Origin of the sequence: Streptomyces caniferus, assembly GCF_009811555.1 — a bacterium.
Taxonomy (GTDB): domain Bacteria; phylum Actinomycetota; class Actinomycetes; order Streptomycetales; family Streptomycetaceae; genus Streptomyces; species Streptomyces caniferus.
The window spans coordinates 962,286-983,769 of sequence record NZ_BLIN01000002.1; the positions used below are offsets into that span (position 1 = coordinate 962,286).

Below are 21,484 nucleotides of genomic sequence, written 5' to 3' on the forward strand. Positions count from 1 at the left end.
TGTCGCACGGCCCCGGGGGAGTCGATCCACCCCGGGGAACGGGGAGTTCGGAGCTGTCCGGCGAGGGGCGGGACCGGGCCGCCGGACGGGAGGCGAGGGGGTCAGGCGGAGGTGGGGGCCACCGGCGGTGCGCCGTTCGGGGTGTTTTCCGCGTTTCCGTGCGCGTCGCCCGCCGGGCCCTCGCCGTACGCCATCAGCGTCAGGACCAGCAGCCCCAGCACGACCATCATCGCGAGGAAGGCGACCCAGCCGACCAGGCCGACGGCGAAGGCGCCCAGGACGCCGTGCACCACCGCGCAGCTGATGAGGGCGATACGGGTGAACCCGCCGGGGGCGCGGTCGCGCAGGGCGCTGCGGACCAGAACGCCGGCGCAGAACAGCAGGTAGAGGCCGAAGAGGATGCCGCCGATCCAGGAACCGGCGGACATCGCGCGGGGCTGCAGACCGGCCAGCGACATCTGCTGGCGGTCCACGACGATGCTCAGAATCCAGTTGAGCAGCACGATCCCGAACGCCTCCAGGACCAGTACCACCGCCGCGGCCAAGGCCACCGGCCGTCGCGCCACCCTCACGCCGTCCACCCACTTCCGCCGTAATGCCCAGCTTGATGCGCCATGTGGACGCCTGTTGCCGCCGTTACCCCTGTTACCCATGGGTACGGGAAGACATCGGGCACGCTACTGGGGGTCCCCCCTGCCCGTGAAGAGGTTGGGGGAGGGTAATGGTCTGGGCAAGGGTTGTGCACGGGTGGGTATGGACGACTGCGGCGGGAGGCCGACGGCACACCGACGGACGAAGCCGCCCGCAAAGATTCCTTCGCCCATTCGTAGGGACTCCACAAAGAATTGACGATCCGCTGGACGCCCGAAGCGCGAGACCTAAGCCACACCAGGACTCGACTCGGAGCCCAGGAATCCGGGCCTACCCTGGGATACCAGGGGACTTAGGTCCCTCACTGGCGCCCCGAGCACACTCCGTGTGGGCAAGCTCACCCCAGGGAACGGGTCGGCACGCGGTGTCGCCAGTCCCTAAAATCGCCGCATCCATTTGTTACGGCGAAGCGCCAAGGAAGGACCCATCGTGCGCAAGGTGCTCATCGCCAACCGTGGCGAAATCGCTGTTCGCGTTGCCCGTGCATGCCGGGACGCGGGGATCGGAAGCGTAGCCGTCTACGCCGACCCCGACCGGGACGCACTGCACGTACGCGCGGCAGACGAGGCGTACGCCTTGGGCGGTGACACTCCTGCCACCAGTTACCTGGACATCGCCAAGGTCCTGGCTGCCGCCGCCGATTCGGGTGCGGACGCCATCCACCCGGGGTACGGCTTCCTGTCGGAGAACGCCGAGTTCGCGCAGGCCGTCCTGGACGCGGGGCTGACCTGGATCGGCCCGCCCCCGCAGGCCATCCGCGACCTCGGTGACAAGGTCGCCGCCCGGCACATCGCCCAGCGGGCCGGTGCGCCGCTGGTCGCCGGCACGCCCGACCCGGTCTCCGGATCGGACGAGGTCGTGGCGTTCGCCAAGGAGCACGGCCTGCCGATCGCGATCAAGGCCGCCTTCGGTGGCGGCGGCCGCGGTCTGAAGGTCGCCCGCAACCTCGAAGAGGTCCCGGAGCTGTATGACTCCGCGGTGCGCGAGGCGGTGGCCGCGTTCGGCCGCGGCGAGTGCTTCGTGGAGCGCTACCTGGACCGCCCGCGGCACGTCGAGACCCAGTGCCTGGCCGACAAGCACGGCAATGTCGTCGTGGTCTCGACCCGTGACTGCTCGCTGCAGCGCCGCCACCAGAAGCTGGTGGAGGAGGCCCCGGCCCCGTTCCTGACGAAGGAGCAGAACGCCGAGCTGTACCGCGCCTCCAAGGCCATCCTCAAGGAGGCCGGCTACGAGGGCGCCGGCACCTGTGAATTCCTCGTCGGCCAGGACGGCACCATCTCGTTCCTGGAGGTCAACACCCGCCTCCAGGTCGAGCACCCGGTCACCGAGGAGGTCACCGGCCTCGACCTGGTCCGCGAGATGTTCCGGATCGCCGACGGCGAGAAGCTCGGCTACGACGACCCGGCGGTGCGCGGCCACTCCTTCGAGTTCCGCATCAACGGCGAGGACCCGGGCCGCAACTTCCTCCCGGCCCCCGGCACGGTCACCACGTTCGACGCGCCGGCCGGGCCCGGCGTCCGGCTGGACGCGGGCGTGGAGTCCGGCTCGGTCATCGGCCCCGCCTGGGACTCCCTGCTGGCCAAGCTGATCGTCACCGGCGCCACCCGCCGGCAGGCCCTGCAGCGCGCGGCCCGTGCGCTGGCGGAGTTCACGGTCGAGGGCATGGCCACCGCCATCCCCTTCCACCGCGCGGTCGTCACGGACCCGGCGTTCGCCCCCGAACTCACCGGCTCCGCGGACCCGTTCACGGTCCACACCCGCTGGATCGAGACCGAGTTCGTCAACGAGATCCCCCCGTTCGCCGCACCGGGCGCGGACGAGGCCGAGACCGACTCCCGCGAGACGGTCGTCGTCGAGGTCGGCGGCAAGCGCCTGGAGGTCTCGCTGCCGTCCTCGCTGGGCATGCCGCTGGCCCGGGCCGCGGTCGCCGGCGGTGCCAAGCCCAAGCGCAAGGCCACCAAGAAGTCCGGCTCCGCCGCCTCCGGCGACGCGCTCGCCTCCCCGATGCAGGGCACCATCGTCAAGGTGGCCGTCGAGGAGGGCCAGCAGGTCACCGAGGGCGAGCTGGTCGTCGTCCTGGAGGCCATGAAGATGGAGCAGCCGCTCAACGCGCACCGCTCCGGCACCATCAAGGGCCTGACCGCCGAGGTCGGCGCCGCCCTCACGTCCGGCGCCGTGATCTGCGAGATCAAGGACTGACGCGACGGCATCCCGTATACGCCCGAGGGGCTCCCGGCACCGCCCGGGGGCCCCTCGGTCGTTCCCGCCCGGCCGGGGCGCTAGGAGTTGCCCACCACGTCCTCCGGGAAGCTCAGCGACCGGCTGATCCACTGGAGCGCGGCGGGCAGTTCCCGCCGCCAGGTGGCGAAGTTGTGGCTGCCGTGGTCGAGGACGACCGAGTCCGCCGTCATCGGCGGCTTGACGGCGGCGAGGAAGGCGCGGGCCGCCGGGTAGTTCTTCTCGCCGGTACGGCTCGTGCCCACCAGGACGTTCACCTGCGGAGCGGGCAGATGCCGCAGACGCCACATCAGGTCGTGTTCCTGGCGGCGGCGGACCCGGTCCCGGCCCTCGCCGAAGAGGTTGCCGGTCGTGGGGTCGTTGCTGACCTTGTAGTCGGGCGAGAGGGCGGCCGCCGAGGTGTACGTACGGTCGTGCCGCATGGCGAGCTGGAGGGCGCAGCTGCCGCCCGAGGAGTACCCCAGCACGCCCCAGCCGCCGGGGTCGTGACCGACCCGGTAGCGCGAGCGCAGCGCGTCCGGCACATCGCGGGCGAAGAAGGTCTCGGCCTGCGGGCCGCCCGGCACGTCGACGCACTGGGTGTCGCGCGGCGGCGCGATGGTGGGCCGCAGCATCACGATGACGGTCGGCTGCATCCGGCCCGCCCGGATCAGCTGGGCCGCGGTCTGCGGCAGCCGCAGATGCTGGCCCAGCAGGAAGGTGCCGCCCGGGTAGCCGCTGAGCGCGACGACGACGGGGAACCGCTGGCGGGCGTACTGGGGCTGGAAGTACTGCGGCGGCAGATAGACGTACGCCGGGTCCACGGCCCGGGTCCGCTTCCCGACGATCCGTACGGACTCGACCTTGCCCACCAGGGACGGCTCCCCCTTCGGCAGCCCGTGCACCTTGTCCAGCCCGTCCGCTCCCGAGGGCTGCACCAGGCCCTTCGACGGATCGCCCGCGGGCCCGGCCGTCCCCGCGTCCCCCCATTTGCCGACGGCGGCCGGCGCGTCGTCGTACAGGCCGAGCAGCTCGTGCCAGGAGGCGTAGAACTGGAAGTTGGCGTTCACCGCGAGCCCGAGGGCCGCCACGATGGTCAGCTGGGTCGCGGCGATCGACCCGAGCCGCCCCAGCAGCGCCCGCGGCCCGCCCCCCGCGAACCGCGGCCACAGCCAGAGCGTGAGCCCCACGCAGACCACGGCGACCGCGGCCACGGCGTAGAACAGCGAGCGGCTGGTCAGTCCCATGACTCTTCCCCAGGTGTTCCGCGCCGCGACCCGCTCCCCCGGCGGCCCGTCACGGCGTCTTCCACAGCCTCCGGAAGACCCCGGAAGACCTCATTGCGCCTGGTTTGATGTCTTCTCCCGACGGGACGTTGCGGGCCCGGCGAGGAGTTCGGCCGCGCGACCACCGGGGTATGCCGGGGCTTCATGCCCGGTCCGCCGGACGGACACCCGGCGGGCGGGCGGCACGGCCCGCGGACGCCCGGCCGGCCGTCCCGCCACACTCGTGCCCACCGCACCGGAGCACCTCCCGATGGCGCAATGGCATCCTGGAGCCACCGGGCCGCGACCGGCCGGGTCGAGGGAGGACGGCGATGGCGACCGAGACGGCAGGGCAGCGGCAGTCGACGCGGGGTCCGGTGGCACCCGCACCGGCGCGGACGCCTGACGTGCGCCCCATGCGGGCCGATGCGCGCCGCAACTACGAGCGGCTGCTGACCGAGGCCCGTACGGCCTTCACCGAGCACGGCACGGACACCTCGCTGGAGGACATCGCCCGCCGCGCCGGGGTCGGCATCGGCACCCTCTACCGGCACTTCCCCAACCGGACCGCCCTGATGGGCGCGGTCTTCCAGGGGGAGGTGGACGCCCTGCTGGCACACGCCAGGGAGCTCGCCGACGCGCCGCAGCCGTGCGCCGCGCTGGTCGAATGGCTGCGCGCGATCATCACCCACGCCAGCACCTACCGCGGGCTGTCGCGCGCGCTGATGACGGCGTCGGCGGACGACAGCTCGGGGATGGCGCGGTGCAGCGTGCCGATGCGGGAGGCCGGCGGCGCGCTGCTGACCCGCGCCCAGCAGGCCGGAGCCGTCCGCGCCGATGTGAGCATCAGCGATCTGATGCAGCTGACCAACGGCATCTCGCTGGCCGTCGAGGAGTCCCCGGACGACCCCCAGCTCGCCGACCGGCTGCTGACCCTCACCCTGAGCGGGCTGAAGGGCGGCGAGCGGAAGCGCCAGAGCGTGCCGGAGACCTCCCCGGAGAGGCCGCCCGCGGCCTCCTGACGCCGCGGAGCGCCGACGGGGCCCCGCGAGCGGGCCCCGGCGCCGGGGCGGCGCGCCCGGACGGCGCGCCTCCGGCTCCGGGTTCAGCGCCGTCGTGGGGCCAGATCGGCGACCCGGCCGCCCGACGCCTCGGACAGCGGGGTGGCCGAGCGGAGCTGTGGTCCGCCGGCCCCGCCGCCGGGCGCATGGCTGCGCCGCTGGCCCGGCAGCGGGACGTCCCGCCGGGGGCCTCTGCGCTCTCCCGCGCCGTCCATCCCCGGCTGCCCCGGCCCGCGGCCCGCGCCCGAGCCGCCGGCGACGGCGATCTGCACGCCCTGATCGGCCAGGGCCTGCAGCTCCGTGGCGGCCCGGTCGTCGTGGCCCGGCGGCTCGTCGGTGACGAGCCGTGTGATCACGTCCGTCGGCACGGTCTGGAACATCGTGTCGGAGCCGAGCTTGGTGTGGTCGGCGAGCACCACCACCTCCCCCGCCGCCTGCACCAGCGCCCGGTCGACGCTGGCGGAGAGCATGTTGGAGGTGGACAGCCCGCGCTCGGCGGTCAGACCGCTGCCCGACAGGAAGGCGCGGGAGACCCGCAGCCCCTGGAGGGACTGTTCGGCACCGCTGCCGACCAGCGCGTAGTTGGAGCCGCGCAGGGTGCCGCCGGTCATGACGACCTCGACGCGGTTGGCATGGGCCAACGCCTGGGCGACCAGCAGGGAGTTGGTGACGACGGTCAGGCCGGGGACCCGGGCGAGCCGGCGGGCCAGCTCCTGGGTGGTCGTACCGGCACCGACGACGATGGCCTCGCCCTCTTCGACGAAGCCGGCCGCGAGATCGGCGATGGCCGTTTTCTCCGCGGTCGCTAGATGGGACTTCTGGGGGAATCCGGATTCGCGAGTAAAGCCTCCCGGCAGGACCGCACCGCCGTGTCGGCGGTCGAGCAGCCCCTCTGCCTCCAGCGCCCGCACGTCCCGCCGTACGGTTACTTCGGAGGTCTGGACGACGCGGGCGAGCTCCCGGAGCGATACGGCTCCATTGGCGCGCACCATTTCAAGGATCAATTGGCGACGTTCTGCAGCGAACACGAAACTGACAGTAACGCCAACGACCGTCTGTTTTCAGCAGGTTGCACCAATTAACGGAAGTTGTGCGCACCGCGGAGCGTGACGTGGTATGCGGTGTGCATATGTCGTGCGGATGTCGAACTGCCGGGCGGTGCGACCCGCTTGCCGCCTGGTCAGCCGCCGTGCGCGACCCGTACGGCGGCGGTCCGGCGGGGCGGGCCGGCCACCGGCCGATGCAGGGACGTTTCATCCCAAGTGCTCACCGGTGGCACAAACATTTCAATCGCCCGACCGCCCGCGGTGCGTTTATCGCCCGATGGCCGGTTACTCGCCGGCCGTCTTGCGGATGTGCAGCTGGCGGGCGACCTCGGCGATCGAACCGGACAGCGACGGGTAGACCGTGAAGGTGTTGGCGATCTGCTCGACGGTCAGATTGTTGTCGACCGCGATCGAGATCGGATGGATCAGCTCACTCGCGCGCGGGGAGACGACCACACCGCCGACGACGATGCCGGTGCCGGGGCGGCAGAACAGCTTCACGAAGCCGTCGCGGATGCCCTGCATCTTGGCCCGCGGGTTGCGCAGCAGCGGGAGCTTCACGACCCGGGCGTCGATCCTGCCGCTGTCGACGTCGGCCTGGGAGTAGCCGACGGTGGCGATCTCCGGGTCGGTGAAGACGTTCGCGGAGACGGTCTTGAGGTTCAGCGGCGTGACCGCGTCGCCGAGGAAGTGGTACATCGCGATCCGGCCCTGCATCGCGGCGACCGACGCCAGCGCGAAGATGCCGGTGCAGTCACCGGCCGCGTACACGCCCGGGGCGGTGGTGCGGGAGACCTTGTCGGTCCAGACGTGGCCGGACTCCTTGAGCTTGACGCCGGCCGCTTCCAGACCGATGCCCTCGGTGTTGGGGATGGAGCCGACCGCCATCAGGCAGTGCGTACCGGAGATCGTGCGGCCGTCGGCCAGGGTGACCTCGACGCGGTCGCCGACCCGTTTGGCGGACTGGGCCCGGGAGCGCGACATGACGTTCATGCCGCGGCGGCGGAAGACGTCCTCCAGGACGGCGGCCGCGTCCGGGTCCTCGCCCGGCAGCACGCGGTCACGGGAGGAGACGAGGGTGACGCGGGAGCCGAGCGCCTGGTAGGCGCCGGCGAACTCGGCACCGGTGACACCGGAGCCGACCACGATCAGCTCTTCGGGCAGCTCGTCGAGGTCGTAGACCTGCGTCCAGTTCAGGATCCGCTCGCCGTCGGGGAGCGCGTCGGGGATCTCGCGGGGGTGCGCGCCGGTGGCGATCAGCACCGCGTCGGCGATCAGGCCCTCGGTCGTGCCGTCGGCGGCGGTGACCGTCACCTTGCGGGAGCCGTCCGGCGCCTGGCCCGGCTCCAGCCGGCCGCGACCGCGCATGACCCGGCCGCCGGCGCGGGTCACGGAGGCGGTGATGTCGTGCGACTGGGCGAGCGCGAGGCGCTTGACCCGTCGGTTGACCTTGCCGAGGTCGACGCCGACGACCCGGGCGGGCCGGTCGTTGTACGGGGTGTCGTCCTCGACGATGATGCCGAGCTCTTCGTACGACGAATCGAAGGTGGTCATCACCTCGGCCGTGGCGATCAGAGTCTTCGACGGCACGCAGTCGGTCAGCACCGACGCCCCGCCCAGACCGTCGCAGTCGACGACGGTCACCTCCGCGCCGAGAGAGGCGGCCACGAGGGCCGCTTCGTATCCGCCGGGTCCGCCACCGATGATCACGATCCGAGTCACGTACTCCATTGTCCCGCACGCCCGTACGTCGCTCTCCCCCGGGGGCGGCCTGCGTCCCCCGCGGGCGATCGGGGCGCGCCCGGCCAGGCCTCTTGTGCGAACCTCCGCCACCACGAGCCCGGCGGGCATCCTCCCGTACCCTCGGAACCATGTCGCTCTACGCCGCGTACGCCGGCAACCTCGACGCGCGGCTGATGTCCCGCCGCGCACCGCACTCGCCGCTGCGCGGCACGGGCTGGCTCAACGGCTGGCGGCTGACCTTCGGCGGCGAGCAGATGGGCTGGGAAGGCGCGCTGGCGACGATCGTCGAGGCCCCCGCCTCCCAGGTCTTCGTCGCCCTCTACGACATCGCGCCCATGGACGAGGAGTCCATGGACCGCTGGGAGGGCGTCGGCATGGACATCTACCGCCGGATGCGGGTGCGGGTGCACACGCTCGACGGCGACGAGGCCGCCTGGCTCTACGTCCTCAACGGCTACGAGGGCGGTCTGCCGTCCGCCCGCTATCTGGGCGAGATCGCGGACGCCGCGGAGTCGGCGGGCGCACCGCACGACTATGTGATGGAGCTGCGCAAGCGGCCCTGCTGAGCGGCGGCCGGGGTGGGCGCACGCCGGGCGCACCGCCGTACGGGTGCCGCGACGCGCCCGGGGCGACACCTTTGGCAAAACCCACAAGACAACGATCCCGGTACCGTGAGCAGCGACATCTACGCGCGTAGGGGAATACCGGCTACCCTCGTCCGCGTGAACGCATCTGTTACCCCGGACATCGCGCGCGACCCGCAGGGTGCCGCCGCCGACGCCGCCGCCCGTCTGCGCGAGCTGACCGGCGCCGAAACCCACGACGTGGCCCTGGTGATGGGCTCCGGCTGGGCGCCGGCAGCCGAGGCCCTGGGCGCGCCCGAGCACGAATTTTCCGTCACCGAGCTGCCCGGCTTCCCGCCGCCGGCCGTCGCAGGACACGGCGGCACGATCCGCTCGTACCGGGTCGGCGAGAAGCGGGCGCTGGTCTTCCTGGGCCGTACGCACTACTACGAGGGCCGCGGTGTCGCCGCGGTCGCGCACGGCGTCCGTACCGCCGTCGCGGCCGGCTGCAAGACCATCGTGCTCACCAACGGGTGCGGCGGTCTGCGCGAGGGCATGCGCCCCGGCCAGCCGGTCCTCATCAGCGACCACCTCAACCTGACCGCCACCTCCCCGATCGTCGGCGCGAACTTCGTCGACCTGACGGACCTGTACTCGCCGCGGCTGCGCGCGCTGTGCAAGGAGGTCGACCCGAGCCTGGAGGAGGGCGTCTACGCCCAGTTCCCCGGCCCGCACTACGAGACCCCGGCCGAGATCAAGATGATCCGGACGCTGGGCGCCGACCTGGTCGGGATGTCCACGGTCCTGGAGGCCATCGCGGCGCGCGAGGCCGGCGCCGAGGTGCTCGGTCTGTCGCTGGTGACGAACCTCGCCGCCGGCATGACGGGCGAGCCGCTCAACCACGAAGAGGTGCTGCAGGCCGGCCGCGACTCCGCGACCCGGATGGGCAGCCTGCTCGCCCAGGTGCTCGGCAAGCTCTGAGGCACCCCGGCACCCCGGCGCCCCGCGCGCCGGGCCCAGCACGAGGACGGGCGACGGCCACGGCGGGTGCGTGCCACCCGCCGGGCCGTCCCGCCGCCGTCCCCACCGCACCGGCCGGGCCGCCGAACGGTCCGTCCCCACCGCGCGGCGCCGCCGTCCCCCGCACGCTGCCATCCAGCGGCATTGGCCGGTTCTGCGGCTCCCCTCATGCGCGCAATGGGTATGCGTGACGAGCCGGGAGGGGTCTCCCCCGGCAGCCGTCCCAGCGCGCCCCCACCCGCATCCACCGTCAGGAGCATCACGTGGCTACCGATCCCGCGGAGCTGATCAACCGGGCCCAGGCATGGCTGGCCGAGGACCCCGACCCGGAGACCCGGGAAGAGCTGTCCAAGCTCATCGCGGCCGAGGAGACCGACGAGCTGGCCGCCCGGTTCGCCGGCACCCTCCAGTTCGGCACCGCCGGGCTGCGCGGGGAGCTGGGCGCGGGCCCGATGCGGATGAACCGCTCCGTGGTCATCCGGGCGGCGGCCGGTCTCGCCGGGTACCTCAAGGCGCAGGGCGACGGCGCGGGGCTGGTCGTCATCGGCTACGACGCCCGCCACAAGAGCGCCGACTTCGCCCGCGACACGGCGGCCGTGATGGTCGGCGCCGGCCTGCGCGCCGCGGTGCTGCCGCGCCCGCTGCCCACCCCGGTCCTGGCCTTCGCGATCCGGCATCTGGGCGCGGTGGCCGGGGTCGAGGTCACCGCCAGCCACAACCCGCCGCGCGACAACGGCTACAAGGTCTACCTGGGCGACGGTTCGCAGATCGTGCCGCCCGCGGACGGCGAGATCGCCGACCAGATCGCCGCGGTCGGCCCGCTGGCCGGCGTACCGCGCCCGGAGGCCGGCTGGGAGACCCTCGACGAGGCCGTCCTGAACGCCTACCTGGCGCGTACGGACGCGGTGCTGACGCCAGGCTCGCCCCGGGACACGAAGGTCGTCTACACGCCGATGCACGGCGTCGGCCGGGACACCCTCGTCGCCGCCTTCGCCCGCGCCGGATTCCCGGCCCCGACCGTCGTCGCGGAGCAGGCCGAGCCCGACCCGGACTTCCCCACGGTCGCCTTCCCCAACCCGGAGGAGCCGGGCGCGATGGACCTCGCGTTCGCCACCGCCCGCGCGCAGGGCGCTTCCGGCGTCGACATCGTGATCGCCAACGACCCCGACGCGGACCGCTGCGCCGTCGCCGTCCCCGACCCCGCCGCGCCGGACGGCTGGCGGATGCTGCGCGGCGACGAGGTCGGCGCCCTGCTCGCCTCCCACCTGGTGAGCAAGCGCGCGACCGGCACCTTCGCGACGACCATCGTCTCGTCCCAGCTGATGTCCCGTATCGCGGCCGGCGCGTCGCTCCCGTACGAGGAGACGCTGACCGGCTTCAAGTGGCTGGCGCGGGTGGACGGCCTGCGGTACGCCTTCGAGGAGGCGCTCGGCTACTGCGTCGACCCGGAGGGCGTGCGCGACAAGGACGGCATCACCGCGGCCCTGCTGATCACCGAGCTGGCCGCCGAGCTCAAGCAGGCCGGGCGCACCCTCACCGACCTGCTCGACGACCTGGCGCTGGAATGCGGGCTGCACGCCACCGACCAGCTCTCGGTCCGGGTCGAGGACCTGTCGCTGATCGCCGATGCGATGCGCAGGCTGCGCGAGCAGCCGCCGACCGTGCTGGCGGGCCTGGCCGTGACCCGGGCCGACGACCTGAACCGGGGCACGGAGACGCTGCCGCCGACCGACGGTCTGCGCTACTACCTCTCCGGCTCGCCGGAGGCCGGCATCGAGGCCGCCCGCGTGGTGGTCCGTCCCAGCGGCACCGAGCCGAAGCTCAAGTGCTACCTGGAGGTCGTGGTCCCGGTGGCCGCCGCCGAGGCGCTGCCCGGGGCCCGGACGAAGGCGGCCGCGACGCTGGCCGCCCTGAAGCGTGATCTGGCGGCCGCGGCCGGGATCTGAGAGGCCGGGTGACGGGGCGCCGGCGGCGCCCCGGCCGGCGGGCCGGGTGGCACCGGTCCGTCGGCACCTGCCGGTCGGCCTCCGCCGGCCGACACTTGCGGACCGGCACCGGCCGGCCGTCGCCCGCCCGTCGGCAGCGACCGCCGAGGCGCACCGCGCGCCCCGAGCCGGGCCCCCGCCGCCGCAGGGTTCCCACGGCCCCGCAACGCCCTACAGCGCCACCATCACGGCCAGCCCGACCGCACCCACCGCCATCGGCGCGAGGATCGCGTACGACCAGCGCACCACCGGCTCGCCCTGGGCACTCTCGCGGGCCGCGGCGCGCTCCTTGACCTCACGGAGCTCTTCGAGGGCCTGGTCGGCCACGGCCCGCGTCACCGAACCGTCCTCGCCGGCATGGGCCTGCGGTCCGAACCGGGGCCCGGATGCGGCCCCGCGCTGCGCCTGGCGACTGGCCTTCTTGCGCTGCCGCAGCGAGACCGGAATCGCCCACAGCTGGTACGTCGTGCCCGCAGCGGTGACCACCTCCGTGGAGAACGCCGCGCGCAGCGTCTCCACCGCGCTCCACGGCAGCGTGACCGTACGGAACGGATTGCGCACCGTCAGCCGGTCCTCGCCCGCCCGCACCAGCGGCCGCAGGGTGTAGGCGACCACCAGCGGCACGCCGAGGAGCAGCGCGAACACCGCCATGAGCTTGGTGTGTGCGACGCCCCGCAGCAGCGCGTCGCCGCCGAGCCAGCCGCCGAGCAGGAGGAGCAGCACGCCGCCCGCGAGGGCCGCGGGCGAGCGGTAGCTGCGCTCCGCGTACTGCTGCTGGGGCGGGGTGGACCGGTCCTGACTCGTCATGCCGCCGATTCTGCCCGACCGTCCGGATGCCGGACATTGCGTTACGGCATCATTCGTGCGCGGGGAGGGAAGCGGCCGCGACCCGGATACGGCCGCGTCCGGCGCCCGGGACCGGGCATGTTGTCCCATCGGCGCCCTCCCACCCGGCCGGATTCGGACGGCCGGAGGGGATGACATGGTGCTACGCGCGTAGATATGCTCCCCTCGTGACCATGCCCATCACTGTTCCCGCATACGGCAAGGAAGCCGCGGGGCGTCTGGCGTCAATGGCGGACGTGACCGCCGACGACGGTGCGCTGCGCCGCTTCCTCCACGGCCTGCCGGGTGTCGACGCGGTCGGCCTCGAGGCCCGCGCCGCCACCCTCGGCACCCGCTCGATCAAGACGACGGCGAAGGCGTACGCCATCGACCTCGCCATCTCGATGATCGACCTGACGACCCTCGAAGGCGCGGACACCCCGGGCAAGGTCCGGGCGCTGTGCGCCAAGGGCGTCCACCCGGACCCCACGGACCGCACCAGCCCCAAGGTCGCGGCGATCTGCGTCTACCCGGACATGGTCGCGACGGCCAAGGAGGCGCTCGGCGACTCCGGCGTCCACGTCGCGTCCGTCGCCACCGCCTTCCCGGCCGGCCGCGCCGCGCTGCCGGTCAAGCTCGCCGACACCCGTGACGCGGTCGCGGCCGGCGCCGACGAGATCGACATGGTGATCGACCGGGGCGCCTTCCTCTCCGGCCGCTACATGGACGTCTTCGAGGAGATCAAGGCCGTCAAGGAGGCGTGCGCCCGGCCCGATGGCAGCGCCGCGCACCTCAAGGTCATCTTCGAGACCGGCGAGCTCCAGACGTACGACAACGTCCGCCGGGTCTCCTGGCTCGCGATGCTCGCGGGCGCCGACTTCATCAAGACCTCGACCGGCAAGGTCGCCGTCAACGCCACCCCGCCGGTCACCCTCCTGATGCTGGAGGCGGTCCGTGACTTCCACGCCGCGACCGGCGTCCAGGTCGGGGTGAAGCCGGCCGGCGGTATCCGTACGACCAAGGACGCGATCAAGTACCTGGTCATGGTCAACGAGACCCTCGGCGAGCCCTGGCTGACCGCCGACTGGTTCCGCTTCGGCGCCTCCAGCCTCCTCAACGACCTGCTGATGCAGCGCCAGAAGCTCAGCACCGGCCGCTACTCCGGCCCCGACTACGTCACGGTGGACTGAGGCTCCCATGACCTTCGATTACGCACCCGCACCCGAGTCCCGCGCGGTCGTCGACATCGCGCCGTCCTACGGCCTGTTCATCGACGGCGAGTTCGCCCCGGCCTCCGACGGCAAGGTCTTCAAGACCGTCTCCCCGTCGACCGAGGAGGTCCTCTCCGAGGTCGCCCAGGCGAGCGCGGACGATGTCGACCGCGCCGTGAAGGCGGCCCGCAAGGCCTTCGAGAAGTGGTCCGCGCTGCCCGGCGCCGAGCGCGCCAAGTACCTCTTCCGGATCGCCCGGATCATCCAGGAGCGCTCGCGCGAGCTGGCCGTGCTGGAGTCGCTCGACAACGGCAAACCGATCCGCGAGTCCCGGGACGCCGACCTGCCGCTGGTCGCCGCGCACTTCTTCTACTACGCGGGCTGGGCCGACAAGCTCGACCACGCGGGGTACGGCGCCAACCCGCGCCCCCTGGGCGTGGCCGGCCAGGTCATCCCCTGGAACTTCCCCCTCCTCATGCTCGCGTGGAAGATCGCCCCGGCACTGGCGACCGGCAACACGGTCGTACTCAAGCCCGCCGAGACGACCCCGCTCTCCGCCCTGTTCTTCGCGGACATCTGCCGCCAGGCGGGTCTGCCCAAGGGCGTCGTCAACATCCTCACGGGCGACGGCTCCACCGGCGCCTCGCTGGTCGGGCACCCCGACGTCAACAAGGTGGCCTTCACGGGCTCCACCGAGGTCGGCAAGGCCATCGCCCGTACGGTCGCCGGCACGGACAAGAAGGTCACCCTGGAGCTCGGCGGCAAGGCGGCGAACATCGTCTTCGACGACGCGCCGCTGGACCAGGCCGTCGAGGGCATCGTCAACGGCATCTTCTTCAACCAGGGCCACGTCTGCTGCGCGGGCTCGCGCCTGCTGGTCCAGGAGTCGGTCGCCGACGAGCTGCTGGACGCGCTCAAGCGCCGGATGCGGACCCTGCGCGTGGGCGACCCGCTCGACAAGAACACCGACATCGGCGCCATCAACTCCGCCGAACAGCTGGCCCGGATCACCGCGCTGGCCGACGCGGGCGAGGCCGAGGGCGCCGAGCGCTGGTCGCCGTCCTGCGAACTCCCCTCCTCCGGCTACTGGTTCGCCCCGACGCTGTTCACCGGTGTCACCCAGGCGCACCGCATCGCCCGTGAGGAGATCTTCGGCCCGGTGCTCTCCGTGCTGACCTTCCGCACCCCCGCGGAGGCCGTGGAGAAGGCCAACAACACCCCGTACGGCCTCTCCGCCGGCATCTGGACGGAGAAGGGCTCGCGGATGCTGTGGATGGCGAACAAGCTGCGTGCGGGCATCATCTGGTCCAACACGTTCAACAAGTTCGACCCGGCCTCGCCCTTCGGCGGCTACAAGGAGTCGGGCTACGGCCGCGAGGGCGGCCGGCACGGTCTGGAGGCGTACCTCGCCCCGTCGAGCCCGGAGGGCGCGCGCTGATGAACACCGTTGACCGCTTGAGTGTGCTCAAGACCTACAAGCTGTACGTCGGGGGCAAGTTCCCCCGGTCCGAGAGCGGGCGGGTGTACGAGGTGACCGACTCCAAGGGCGCATGGCTCGCCAACGCGCCGCTGGCCTCCCGCAAGGACGCCCGGGACGCGGTGGTCGCCGCCCGTAAGGCGTTCGGCGGCTGGTCGGGCGCCACGGCCTACAACCGCGGGCAGATCCTCTACCGCGTCGCCGAGATGCTGGAGGGCCGCCGCGACCAGTTCGTCGCCGAGGTGGCCGCCGCCGAGGGCCTGTCGAAGGCGAAGGCCACGGCGCAGGTGGACGCGGCGACCGACCGCTGGGTCTGGTACGCGGGCTGGTCCGACAAGGTCGCCCAGATCGCCGGCGGCGCCAACCCGGTGGCCGGTCCGTACTTCAACCTCTCCTCCCCCGAGCCGACCGGTGTGGTCGCGGTCCTGGCCCCGCAGGACTCGTCCTTCCTCGGCCTGGTCTCGGTGATCGCCCCGGCGATCGTCACGGGCAACACGGTGGTCGTGGCGGCCGCCGAGGACGCCCCGCTGCCCGCTCTCTCCCTGGCCGAGGTGCTCGCCACCTCCGACCTCCCGGGCGGCGTGGTCAACATCCTCTCGGGCCGTACCGCGGAGCTGGGCGCCCCGCTCGCCGCCCACCAGGACGTCAACGCCCTCGACCTCGCGGGCGCCGACGAGGAGCTGGCGAAGGAGCTGGAGACGGCCGCGGCCGACAACCTCAAGCGGGTGCTCCGCCCGGGGACGGTGAACTGGACCGCCGACCCCGGAACCGGCCGCCTGCTGAGCTTCCTGGAGACGAAGACCGTGTGGCATCCGATGGGCGTTTAGGCCTGTTCCCGGCCTGCTCTGGGCCTATTACGGCGGTCTCATGACGCGCCGTCACCAATGCCCGTGCGGGGTCTCGCCTGATGGCGGGGCCCCGCACGGCTGTCCGGTTCTTTAACTACGATTGGCTTGACAGCACGACGACAACATTTCGGGGGAGATTCGTGCCGGAGCAATTCAGCGCTGCCCAGGAAGCGCTGCACAAGTTCGCCAAGAGCGCCGACCAGCGGGCCGAGAAGCTGCGGGCGATCCGCAGCAAGCTCGCCTCGCACGAGCTCAGCAAGGAGGCCTTCGGGAAGCTCCCGGAGTCCGATGAGCTCTACCAGGCCTACGACGAGCAGAGCGAGCACTGCCTGGACACGCTCGACTCCGCGGCCAAGCTGGAGGAGAAGATCAGCGAGGGCGTCACGGAGACGGCGCGGGCCTACCAGTCCGACGAGGACGCGACCGCCGCGTCGATGCGGCAGATCCACTCGGGCGGACCGGGGAGCACGCGATGAGCGGCCCGGTATCGGGGGCGTTGGGCGCCTACAACAAGGTCAACGACTGGATGAGCGGCTTCGACTCCGCAGTCGACACCATCATGCGTCCGCTCGTCGAACCGCTCGCCGAGCACCTGGAGGCGGTGACCGGCGACGACGAGGGCATCCAGGAAGCCGCGAAGCTGTGGCGCGACCAGGCGGCCGAGCTGCGCGATCTGATCGCTGACCAGCGGCGCGACCGCGCGGACCTCGCCCACGAGTGGACCGGCGAGGCCGCCGAGGCGTTCCAGGGGCACCTCGCCGAGCTGGAAACCGCCCTGGAGGCGGAAGCCGAGGACATGGACGCCGTGGCCGACGTCCTGGAACAGGCCGGCGCACAGGCGAAGATGGCCGAGCAGGTCGTCGAGACGCTCATCCGCGAGCTGATCGAATGGGCCATCATCGAACTCGCGGTGGCTTTGGCCACCTCGATCGTCACCGCCGGCATCTCGGCCGCTGCCGCCGCGGCGGCAGCGGTGGCCGAGGCCAGTTTCGTGTCGGCGCGCATCGCCAGGGTGCTGGCCGAACTGGCCAAGGAACTCAAGGCCTTCGTCAACATCATCAAGCTGCTGAAAAAAGCCAAGAAGATGTCGAAGATCAAAAAGCTCAAGCCCTGGACCTGGAAGCACCTCAAGGACCCGGTCGAGGCTGAGAAGTTCGCGAAGGCGCTGGCCGCCAAGAAGGCGCTGAAGGCCATCAAGACGCCGATGAAGGGGGCCGTGGGGCTCGGGATGGGCGCCCTCGGCTTCTCCGGCGACCCGACCCAGGCCGTCTCTCCCATCGTCCAGCACGAGGCCGACAAGCTCGACGATGCGCTGAGCGGCAAGGGTTCCCACGACAGCGGCGGCAGCAGTGGACACGGCAGCCCCCATCTGCCCCCCGCATCCGACTTCGAGGGGCCGCCCGCGCCGGGCTTCGCCCCCTCGCGCGACGTCCAGGAGCCCGCCTCCCCGCTGCCCGGCGGACGGCCCACCGCCCCGGACCCGGGGTTCGCGTCGCTGCCCGACGAGCCCGTCGCCCAGGACCCGCTCAGCCGCTACCGCGAACCGGCCGTTGCGGAGAATCCCGGAGTGACCACCATGCCGGCGCCGGCCCGGACGACCACGCCCCGCGATCCCGACAACCCGTTCGGCTGAGCCGCACACCCGACGAGAGGAGCGGCACCGGATGACGCCGTTTTACCGCGACTGTTTTCCTCCTTTCCTCCAGCCAGGGGAACGGCTGATCATCGCCTCGGACTACTGCCACAATGCGGCGCTGCCCTTCGTCCCTGCCGAGCTGCGCACCCCGCGCACCCCGTCCCCTCTCGAACAGCGGGTACGGGGCGCGCTGGGGAACGCTCTGGGCAAGGTGACCAAGCCGCTGGGTCCGGCGATCAACAACCGGCTGGCGAACAACCCCGTGACGCGGGCCGTCAGCGGGTCCGCCGGCAACAGCGCGCCGCGGCCCGTCGGCCGAGAGGGCGAAACCGTCGCCACGTATGCCGCCGGAGACTTCGGCGACAACTACGGGAGACGGCCGGACCGCGATCTCAGCGAGGCGGTGTTCGAACTTCAGGACACGATCGAGGACGCCGCGTCCGACGCCATCGAGCACATGATGTACGGCAAGCCCATGGAGGGCGGCTGGTCGAGCATGGCCGGGCGTTTCCTGGTCGATCTGACGAACGCGGGCGACGAACCCAGGTTCCAGGCGCTGACCGACCGCCGGCTGATCGTGCTCGTGAACCGCAACAAGAGCTGGCTGGACGGCACCCCGAAGTGTGATCTCGGGGTGGCGGTGCCCCGTACGAACATCGCCCGGGTCACCGCGCATTCGAAGGCCGTCACCAAGGGGCGGTTCGACGTCACCTTCGCCGACGGATCGTGGATCGCCCTGGGCAGTCTGCACCGCGAGAACATGGAGGGCATCGTCGCCGCCTTCCACCAAGGCCTCTGAAGACATGATCCAGGAAGGCTGACCACGTGCCGAAGACCGACCATGCAACGCCCTGCCGCCGGTTCCTCCAGCCCGGCGAGGCGCTGTGGGAGGCCAGGGACTACCACGAGTACCCCGACCTTCCGCTCGTGCCCGGCCACCTCAGGGCACCTAGGAAGCGGCCGACCCGCGGCAAGGGCCTCCTGGGAAAGCTGAGCGACATCCTCGACAAGGCATCGCAGCCGTCCGCCGGTGCGGTTGCCGGCCGGCCGTCGGACAGCCGCCTGCTCGACAACCGGCTGCTCGACAACCGGGCGACGCGTGTGGTCGGCACGGTCGCCGAGGGGCTGAACGAGGCCCAGGACGACATCGAGGACGCCCTCGACGACGCGGCGAACCGCGCGCTGTTCGGCAAGACCATGGAGGGTGACTGGTCCAGCATGGCCGGCCGGTTCCTCGTCCAGGTCACCAACGCGGGCGGCTCGCCCCGGCATCAGGCGCTCACCGACCGGCGGCTGTTCGTGCTGACCGACCATGCCACGGGGTGGCGGGAGCGCGAGCCGGAGCTGGAGGTCGCGGCGCAGATACAGCTGTCGAACATCGCGGAGCTGCGGCCCAGGCCGCGTATGACGTTCCCCCGCGGGCGCTTCGACCTGGTCTTCATCGACGGTTCGTGGCTGGCGCTGTGCTGTTCGCTCCAGGACGACATGCAGGCGATGGTCTCGGCCTTCCAGGGGCGCTGAGCCCGGCGGGCGGGGCGGCGGGCGCGACCGGCCCGGTGGCTGGGGAGCCGCCGGGGCAGCGCCCGCCGCGCCGGCCTCACCCCGGCAGCACCCTCGTCAACGTCCCCACCAGCGGCAGGTCCTTGAGCGCGCCGCCGTTCGACAGGGCGCCGGTCAACAGCGTGGTGCCCACCGGCTTGAAGTCGGCGATCTGGGTGCTGACCGCATTGGCCAGCGGGTCGACGGGGGTGTTGGCCAAGGGGTCCACCTGGAGGTTCTTGACCGGACCGAGGCCGCCGCCGAGCGAGTTCACGAGGGCTCCGGTCAGCGCCGAGGCCGTGGCGCCGGTGTCGCTGCTGCGTGCCGCGGACGCGGGGGCGGCGGACGCCGTAGCCGCACCGCCCGCTGCGAGCGCGGCACCGGCCGCGGAGAACACCAGCCCCGCCCGCAGCAAAGTGCGCGGAACACGGCTGGGCTTGGGACGTGCATGGGAGGGCATGGGCACCTGCCTGGGGATCGAAGGGGTCGAAGCGCTGTGCGAGCGAGAGCCGTCGGGTAATCGATTGACTGCGTAGCGTAGTTGAGGCGGCAGGGTCGAGCCACCTCGCGCGCCAGGGGTACCCCACACGGCCCCATACGCGACAATGGGTGCCCGTGAGCTCCCACTCCCGCACCCGGCCGCCCGCCCCCGAGCCCTCGACCCCGTTCGAGCAGGGAGGCGCCCCCGTCCGGGTCATTCTGCTGACCGGCCCCTCGGGCTCCGGCAAGACGTCCCTGGCCGCACTCAGCGGCCTCCCCGCCCTCAACCTCGACGACTTCTACAAGGAGGGGACGGACCCGACGCTGCCGCAACTGCCCGACGGCGGCGGCGCCGACTGGGACGCGCCGTTGTCCTGGGACGCCTCCGCCGCGGTCGCGGCCATCGACGCCCTGTGCCGTTCGGGGCGCACCGACGTCCCGGTCTACGACCTTTCGGCCAGCGCCCGGGTCGGCACGACGGGGCTCGACCTCGGGGGCGCCCCGCTGTTCATCGCGGAGGGCATCTTCGCCGCCGATGTCATCGCGGACTGCCGGGCGGCGGGACTGCTGGCCGACGCGCTGTGCCTGCGCGGCCGCCCCGCCACCACCTTCCGCCGTCGGCTGGCGCGGGATCTGCGCGAGGGCCGCAAGTCCGCCCCGTATCTCGTACGCCGCGGACTGCGGCTGCTGCGCGCCGAGCGGTCGGTCGTCGCCCGGCACACCGCGCTGGGCGCGCACCCCTGCGCCAAGCCGGAGGCGCTGGCACGGATATCGGCGGCACGGACGGCGGACACGGCGGACGCGGTGCAGGCGGCGGACGCGGTGGACACGATGCAGGCGGTGGACGCGCCCGTACGCTCCTGACGGGCCGGACCGCCCCGCTCCCGGCGCACACGAAGCCGTCCCGTCACACGTGAAGAAGCGGGCTCGGACAGACCCCCCGGCCGCCCGAACCCGCTTCTTCTTCCCCGTGATCCCCCGTATCCCCCGATACGTCCGGCTTGTTCGGATTGCTCCGCTTCCGCCGGTTCCCCCGCATCCCCTTTTCCCCTTGCCCCCCTCGGGCGTTCCCCCTGGTCCCCCCTCGGGCTCCCCCGATCCTCAGGCCACCAGCTCGCCGAAGGACTCCTCCTGGTCACGGCCGAAGCTGAGGACCTCGTCCTCGCGCAGCCGGCGCAGGGCGCGCCAGATGCTGGACTTCACCGTGCCGACACTGATGTCGAGAATGTCCGCGATCTCCGGGTCCGTACGGCCCTCGTAGTAGCGCAGCACCAGCATCGTGCGCTGCGTCTCGGGCAGCCGGACCAGCGCCTGCCACAGAACGGCGCGCAGCTCGGTGCCGCGCATCGCGTCCACGTCGCCCGCCGTCTCCGGCAGCTCCTCGGTCGGGTACTCGTTGAGCTTGCGCCGACGCCAGGCGCTGATGTGCAGATTGGTCATGGTGCGGCGCAGATAGCCGCCGAGCGCCGCCTTGTCGCTGATCCGGTCCCACGCCCGGTAGGTCGAGAACAGCGCGCTCTGCAGCAGGTCCTCGGCCTCGTAGCGGTCACCGGTCAGGTGGTAGGCGGTGGCGTACAGGGAGGCGCGGCGCTCCTGGACGTAGGCGGTGAAGGCCGCTTCGGCCTCCGCCGTCTCCGCCGGGGAACGCCGTTCCCCCGTGGCCTCCCTGTACTCCGCTCCCCCGTTGTTTCCCCCGTGGGCGGCGTTGCCCCCGTGCCCCCCGTCCGCGTCGGCCCCGTTGACCGTGACCGTCGTGGCATCGATGGCCACCATGTACGGCGGCCGCTGGCGTCCGATGCCGCGGGCGCATCCCCGCACGCCGGCAGCGGACTTCTCGCCGGTCCTGACGACGTCGTGGAGCCGCGTGATAACTGCGCTGTTGGTGGTGCCGTGCAGTGTGTTCATCTCGCGCCCCCC

The 21,484-nt window shown here is 72.2% G+C and carries 20 protein-coding genes; 13 read left to right on the forward strand and 7 right to left on the reverse strand.

Translation table 11 applies throughout. The annotated features are described in order from the left end of the window. Nucleotides 1-101: 101 nt before the first annotated feature. The gene (locus Scani_RS06065) at nucleotides 102-551 is read right to left on the reverse strand and encodes a hypothetical protein (RefSeq protein ID WP_159471775.1); all 450 of its coding nucleotides are present in this window, start codon (nucleotides 549-551) and stop codon (nucleotides 102-104) included. Between the two features lie 529 nt (nucleotides 552-1,080). On the opposite strand from Scani_RS06065, the gene Scani_RS06070 reads away from it, so the two are divergent. Further along, complete coding sequence (locus Scani_RS06070) at nucleotides 1,081-2,850, forward strand: acetyl/propionyl/methylcrotonyl-CoA carboxylase subunit alpha (RefSeq protein WP_159470747.1); 1,770 nt, start codon at nucleotides 1,081-1,083, stop codon at nucleotides 2,848-2,850. 80 nt (nucleotides 2,851-2,930) lie between these two features. On the opposite strand, the gene Scani_RS06075 is transcribed toward Scani_RS06070, so the two are convergent. Continuing rightward, complete coding sequence (locus Scani_RS06075; RefSeq protein ID WP_159470749.1) at nucleotides 2,931-4,115, reverse strand: alpha/beta hydrolase; 1,185 nt, start codon at nucleotides 4,113-4,115, stop codon at nucleotides 2,931-2,933. A 434-nt stretch (nucleotides 4,116-4,549) separates the two neighbouring features. Between Scani_RS06075 and Scani_RS06080 the strand changes: the two genes are divergently transcribed. Beyond that, nucleotides 4,550-5,155: a TetR/AcrR family transcriptional regulator gene (locus tag Scani_RS06080; protein WP_246295600.1), complete on the forward strand. Its 606-nt coding sequence runs from the start codon at nucleotides 4,550-4,552 to the stop codon at nucleotides 5,153-5,155. An 83-nt stretch (nucleotides 5,156-5,238) separates the two neighbouring features. Here Scani_RS06080 and Scani_RS06085 read toward each other — a convergent pair whose 3' ends face one another. Beyond that, a complete protein-coding gene (locus Scani_RS06085) occupies nucleotides 5,239-6,222 on the reverse strand; it encodes a DeoR/GlpR family DNA-binding transcription regulator (RefSeq protein ID WP_159470753.1) in 984 nt (327 codons plus the stop codon). Nucleotides 6,223-6,525: 303 nt separating this feature from the next. Then, nucleotides 6,526-7,971 carry an NAD(P)H-quinone dehydrogenase gene (locus Scani_RS06090; protein ID WP_159470755.1) on the reverse strand — a complete coding sequence of 482 codons (1,446 nt, stop codon included), beginning with the start codon at nucleotides 7,969-7,971 and terminating at the stop codon, nucleotides 6,526-6,528. Between the two features lie 140 nt (nucleotides 7,972-8,111). Here Scani_RS06090 and Scani_RS06095 point away from each other — a divergent pair, with 140 nt between their 5' ends. From Scani_RS06095 to Scani_RS06105, 3 genes are all read left to right on the forward strand, one after another. Continuing rightward, nucleotides 8,112-8,549 carry a gamma-glutamylcyclotransferase family protein gene (locus tag Scani_RS06095; protein WP_086717848.1) on the forward strand — a complete coding sequence of 146 codons (438 nt, stop codon included), beginning with the start codon at nucleotides 8,112-8,114 and terminating at the stop codon, nucleotides 8,547-8,549. Between the two features lie 156 nt (nucleotides 8,550-8,705). Then, nucleotides 8,706-9,527: a purine-nucleoside phosphorylase gene (locus Scani_RS06100; RefSeq protein WP_159470758.1), complete on the forward strand. Its 822-nt coding sequence runs from the start codon at nucleotides 8,706-8,708 to the stop codon at nucleotides 9,525-9,527. A gap of 302 nt (nucleotides 9,528-9,829) precedes the next feature. After that, complete coding sequence (locus Scani_RS06105; protein ID WP_159470760.1) at nucleotides 9,830-11,512, forward strand: phospho-sugar mutase; 1,683 nt, start codon at nucleotides 9,830-9,832, stop codon at nucleotides 11,510-11,512. 210 nt (nucleotides 11,513-11,722) lie between these two features. On the opposite strand, the gene Scani_RS06110 is transcribed toward Scani_RS06105, so the two are convergent. Then, a complete protein-coding gene (locus tag Scani_RS06110) occupies nucleotides 11,723-12,358 on the reverse strand; it encodes a PH domain-containing protein (RefSeq protein ID WP_159470762.1) in 636 nt (211 codons plus the stop codon). Nucleotides 12,359-12,570: 212 nt separating this feature from the next. Here Scani_RS06110 and deoC point away from each other — a divergent pair, with 212 nt between their 5' ends. The 7 genes from deoC to Scani_RS06145 all read left to right on the forward strand — a co-directional run bounded on the left by deoC (nucleotide 12,571) and on the right by Scani_RS06145 (nucleotide 19,069). Further along, nucleotides 12,571-13,566: a deoxyribose-phosphate aldolase gene (gene deoC / locus Scani_RS06115; RefSeq protein ID WP_174872649.1), complete on the forward strand. Its 996-nt coding sequence runs from the start codon at nucleotides 12,571-12,573 to the stop codon at nucleotides 13,564-13,566. A gap of 7 nt (nucleotides 13,567-13,573) precedes the next feature. Then, a complete protein-coding gene (locus Scani_RS06120; RefSeq protein WP_159470764.1) occupies nucleotides 13,574-15,025 on the forward strand; it encodes an aldehyde dehydrogenase family protein in 1,452 nt (483 codons plus the stop codon). After that, nucleotides 15,025-15,891, forward strand: coding sequence for an aldehyde dehydrogenase family protein (locus tag Scani_RS06125; RefSeq protein ID WP_159470765.1), 867 nt, complete (start codon nucleotides 15,025-15,027; stop codon nucleotides 15,889-15,891). The genes Scani_RS06120 and Scani_RS06125 overlap by 1 nt, the downstream gene beginning before the upstream one ends. A gap of 161 nt (nucleotides 15,892-16,052) precedes the next feature. Then, nucleotides 16,053-16,388 carry a DUF2563 family protein gene (locus tag Scani_RS06130; protein ID WP_159470767.1) on the forward strand — a complete coding sequence of 112 codons (336 nt, stop codon included), beginning with the start codon at nucleotides 16,053-16,055 and terminating at the stop codon, nucleotides 16,386-16,388. Continuing rightward, a complete protein-coding gene (locus Scani_RS06135; RefSeq protein ID WP_159470768.1) occupies nucleotides 16,385-17,545 on the forward strand; it encodes a WXG100 family type VII secretion target in 1,161 nt (386 codons plus the stop codon). Before Scani_RS06130 ends, Scani_RS06135 begins: the two co-directional genes overlap by 4 nt. A 31-nt stretch (nucleotides 17,546-17,576) precedes the next feature. Next, nucleotides 17,577-18,347: a hypothetical protein gene (locus Scani_RS06140; RefSeq protein WP_159470770.1), complete on the forward strand. Its 771-nt coding sequence runs from the start codon at nucleotides 17,577-17,579 to the stop codon at nucleotides 18,345-18,347. A 26-nt stretch (nucleotides 18,348-18,373) separates the two neighbouring features. After that, nucleotides 18,374-19,069, forward strand: a complete 696-nt coding sequence (locus Scani_RS06145) for a hypothetical protein (RefSeq protein ID WP_159470772.1) — start codon at nucleotides 18,374-18,376, stop codon at nucleotides 19,067-19,069. Between the two features lie 76 nt (nucleotides 19,070-19,145). On the opposite strand, the gene Scani_RS06150 is transcribed toward Scani_RS06145, so the two are convergent. Then, nucleotides 19,146-19,547, reverse strand: coding sequence for a hypothetical protein (locus tag Scani_RS06150; RefSeq protein ID WP_159470774.1), 402 nt, complete (start codon nucleotides 19,545-19,547; stop codon nucleotides 19,146-19,148). Between the two features lie 155 nt (nucleotides 19,548-19,702). On the opposite strand from Scani_RS06150, the gene Scani_RS06155 reads away from it, so the two are divergent. After that, nucleotides 19,703-20,431: a uridine kinase family protein gene (locus Scani_RS06155; RefSeq protein WP_371872312.1), complete on the forward strand. Its 729-nt coding sequence runs from the start codon at nucleotides 19,703-19,705 to the stop codon at nucleotides 20,429-20,431. Nucleotides 20,432-20,668: 237 nt separating this feature from the next. On the opposite strand, the gene Scani_RS06160 is transcribed toward Scani_RS06155, so the two are convergent. Next, nucleotides 20,669-21,472, reverse strand: a complete 804-nt coding sequence (locus Scani_RS06160; RefSeq protein WP_159470776.1) for a SigE family RNA polymerase sigma factor — start codon at nucleotides 21,470-21,472, stop codon at nucleotides 20,669-20,671. Nucleotides 21,473-21,484: the final 12 nt, after the last annotated feature.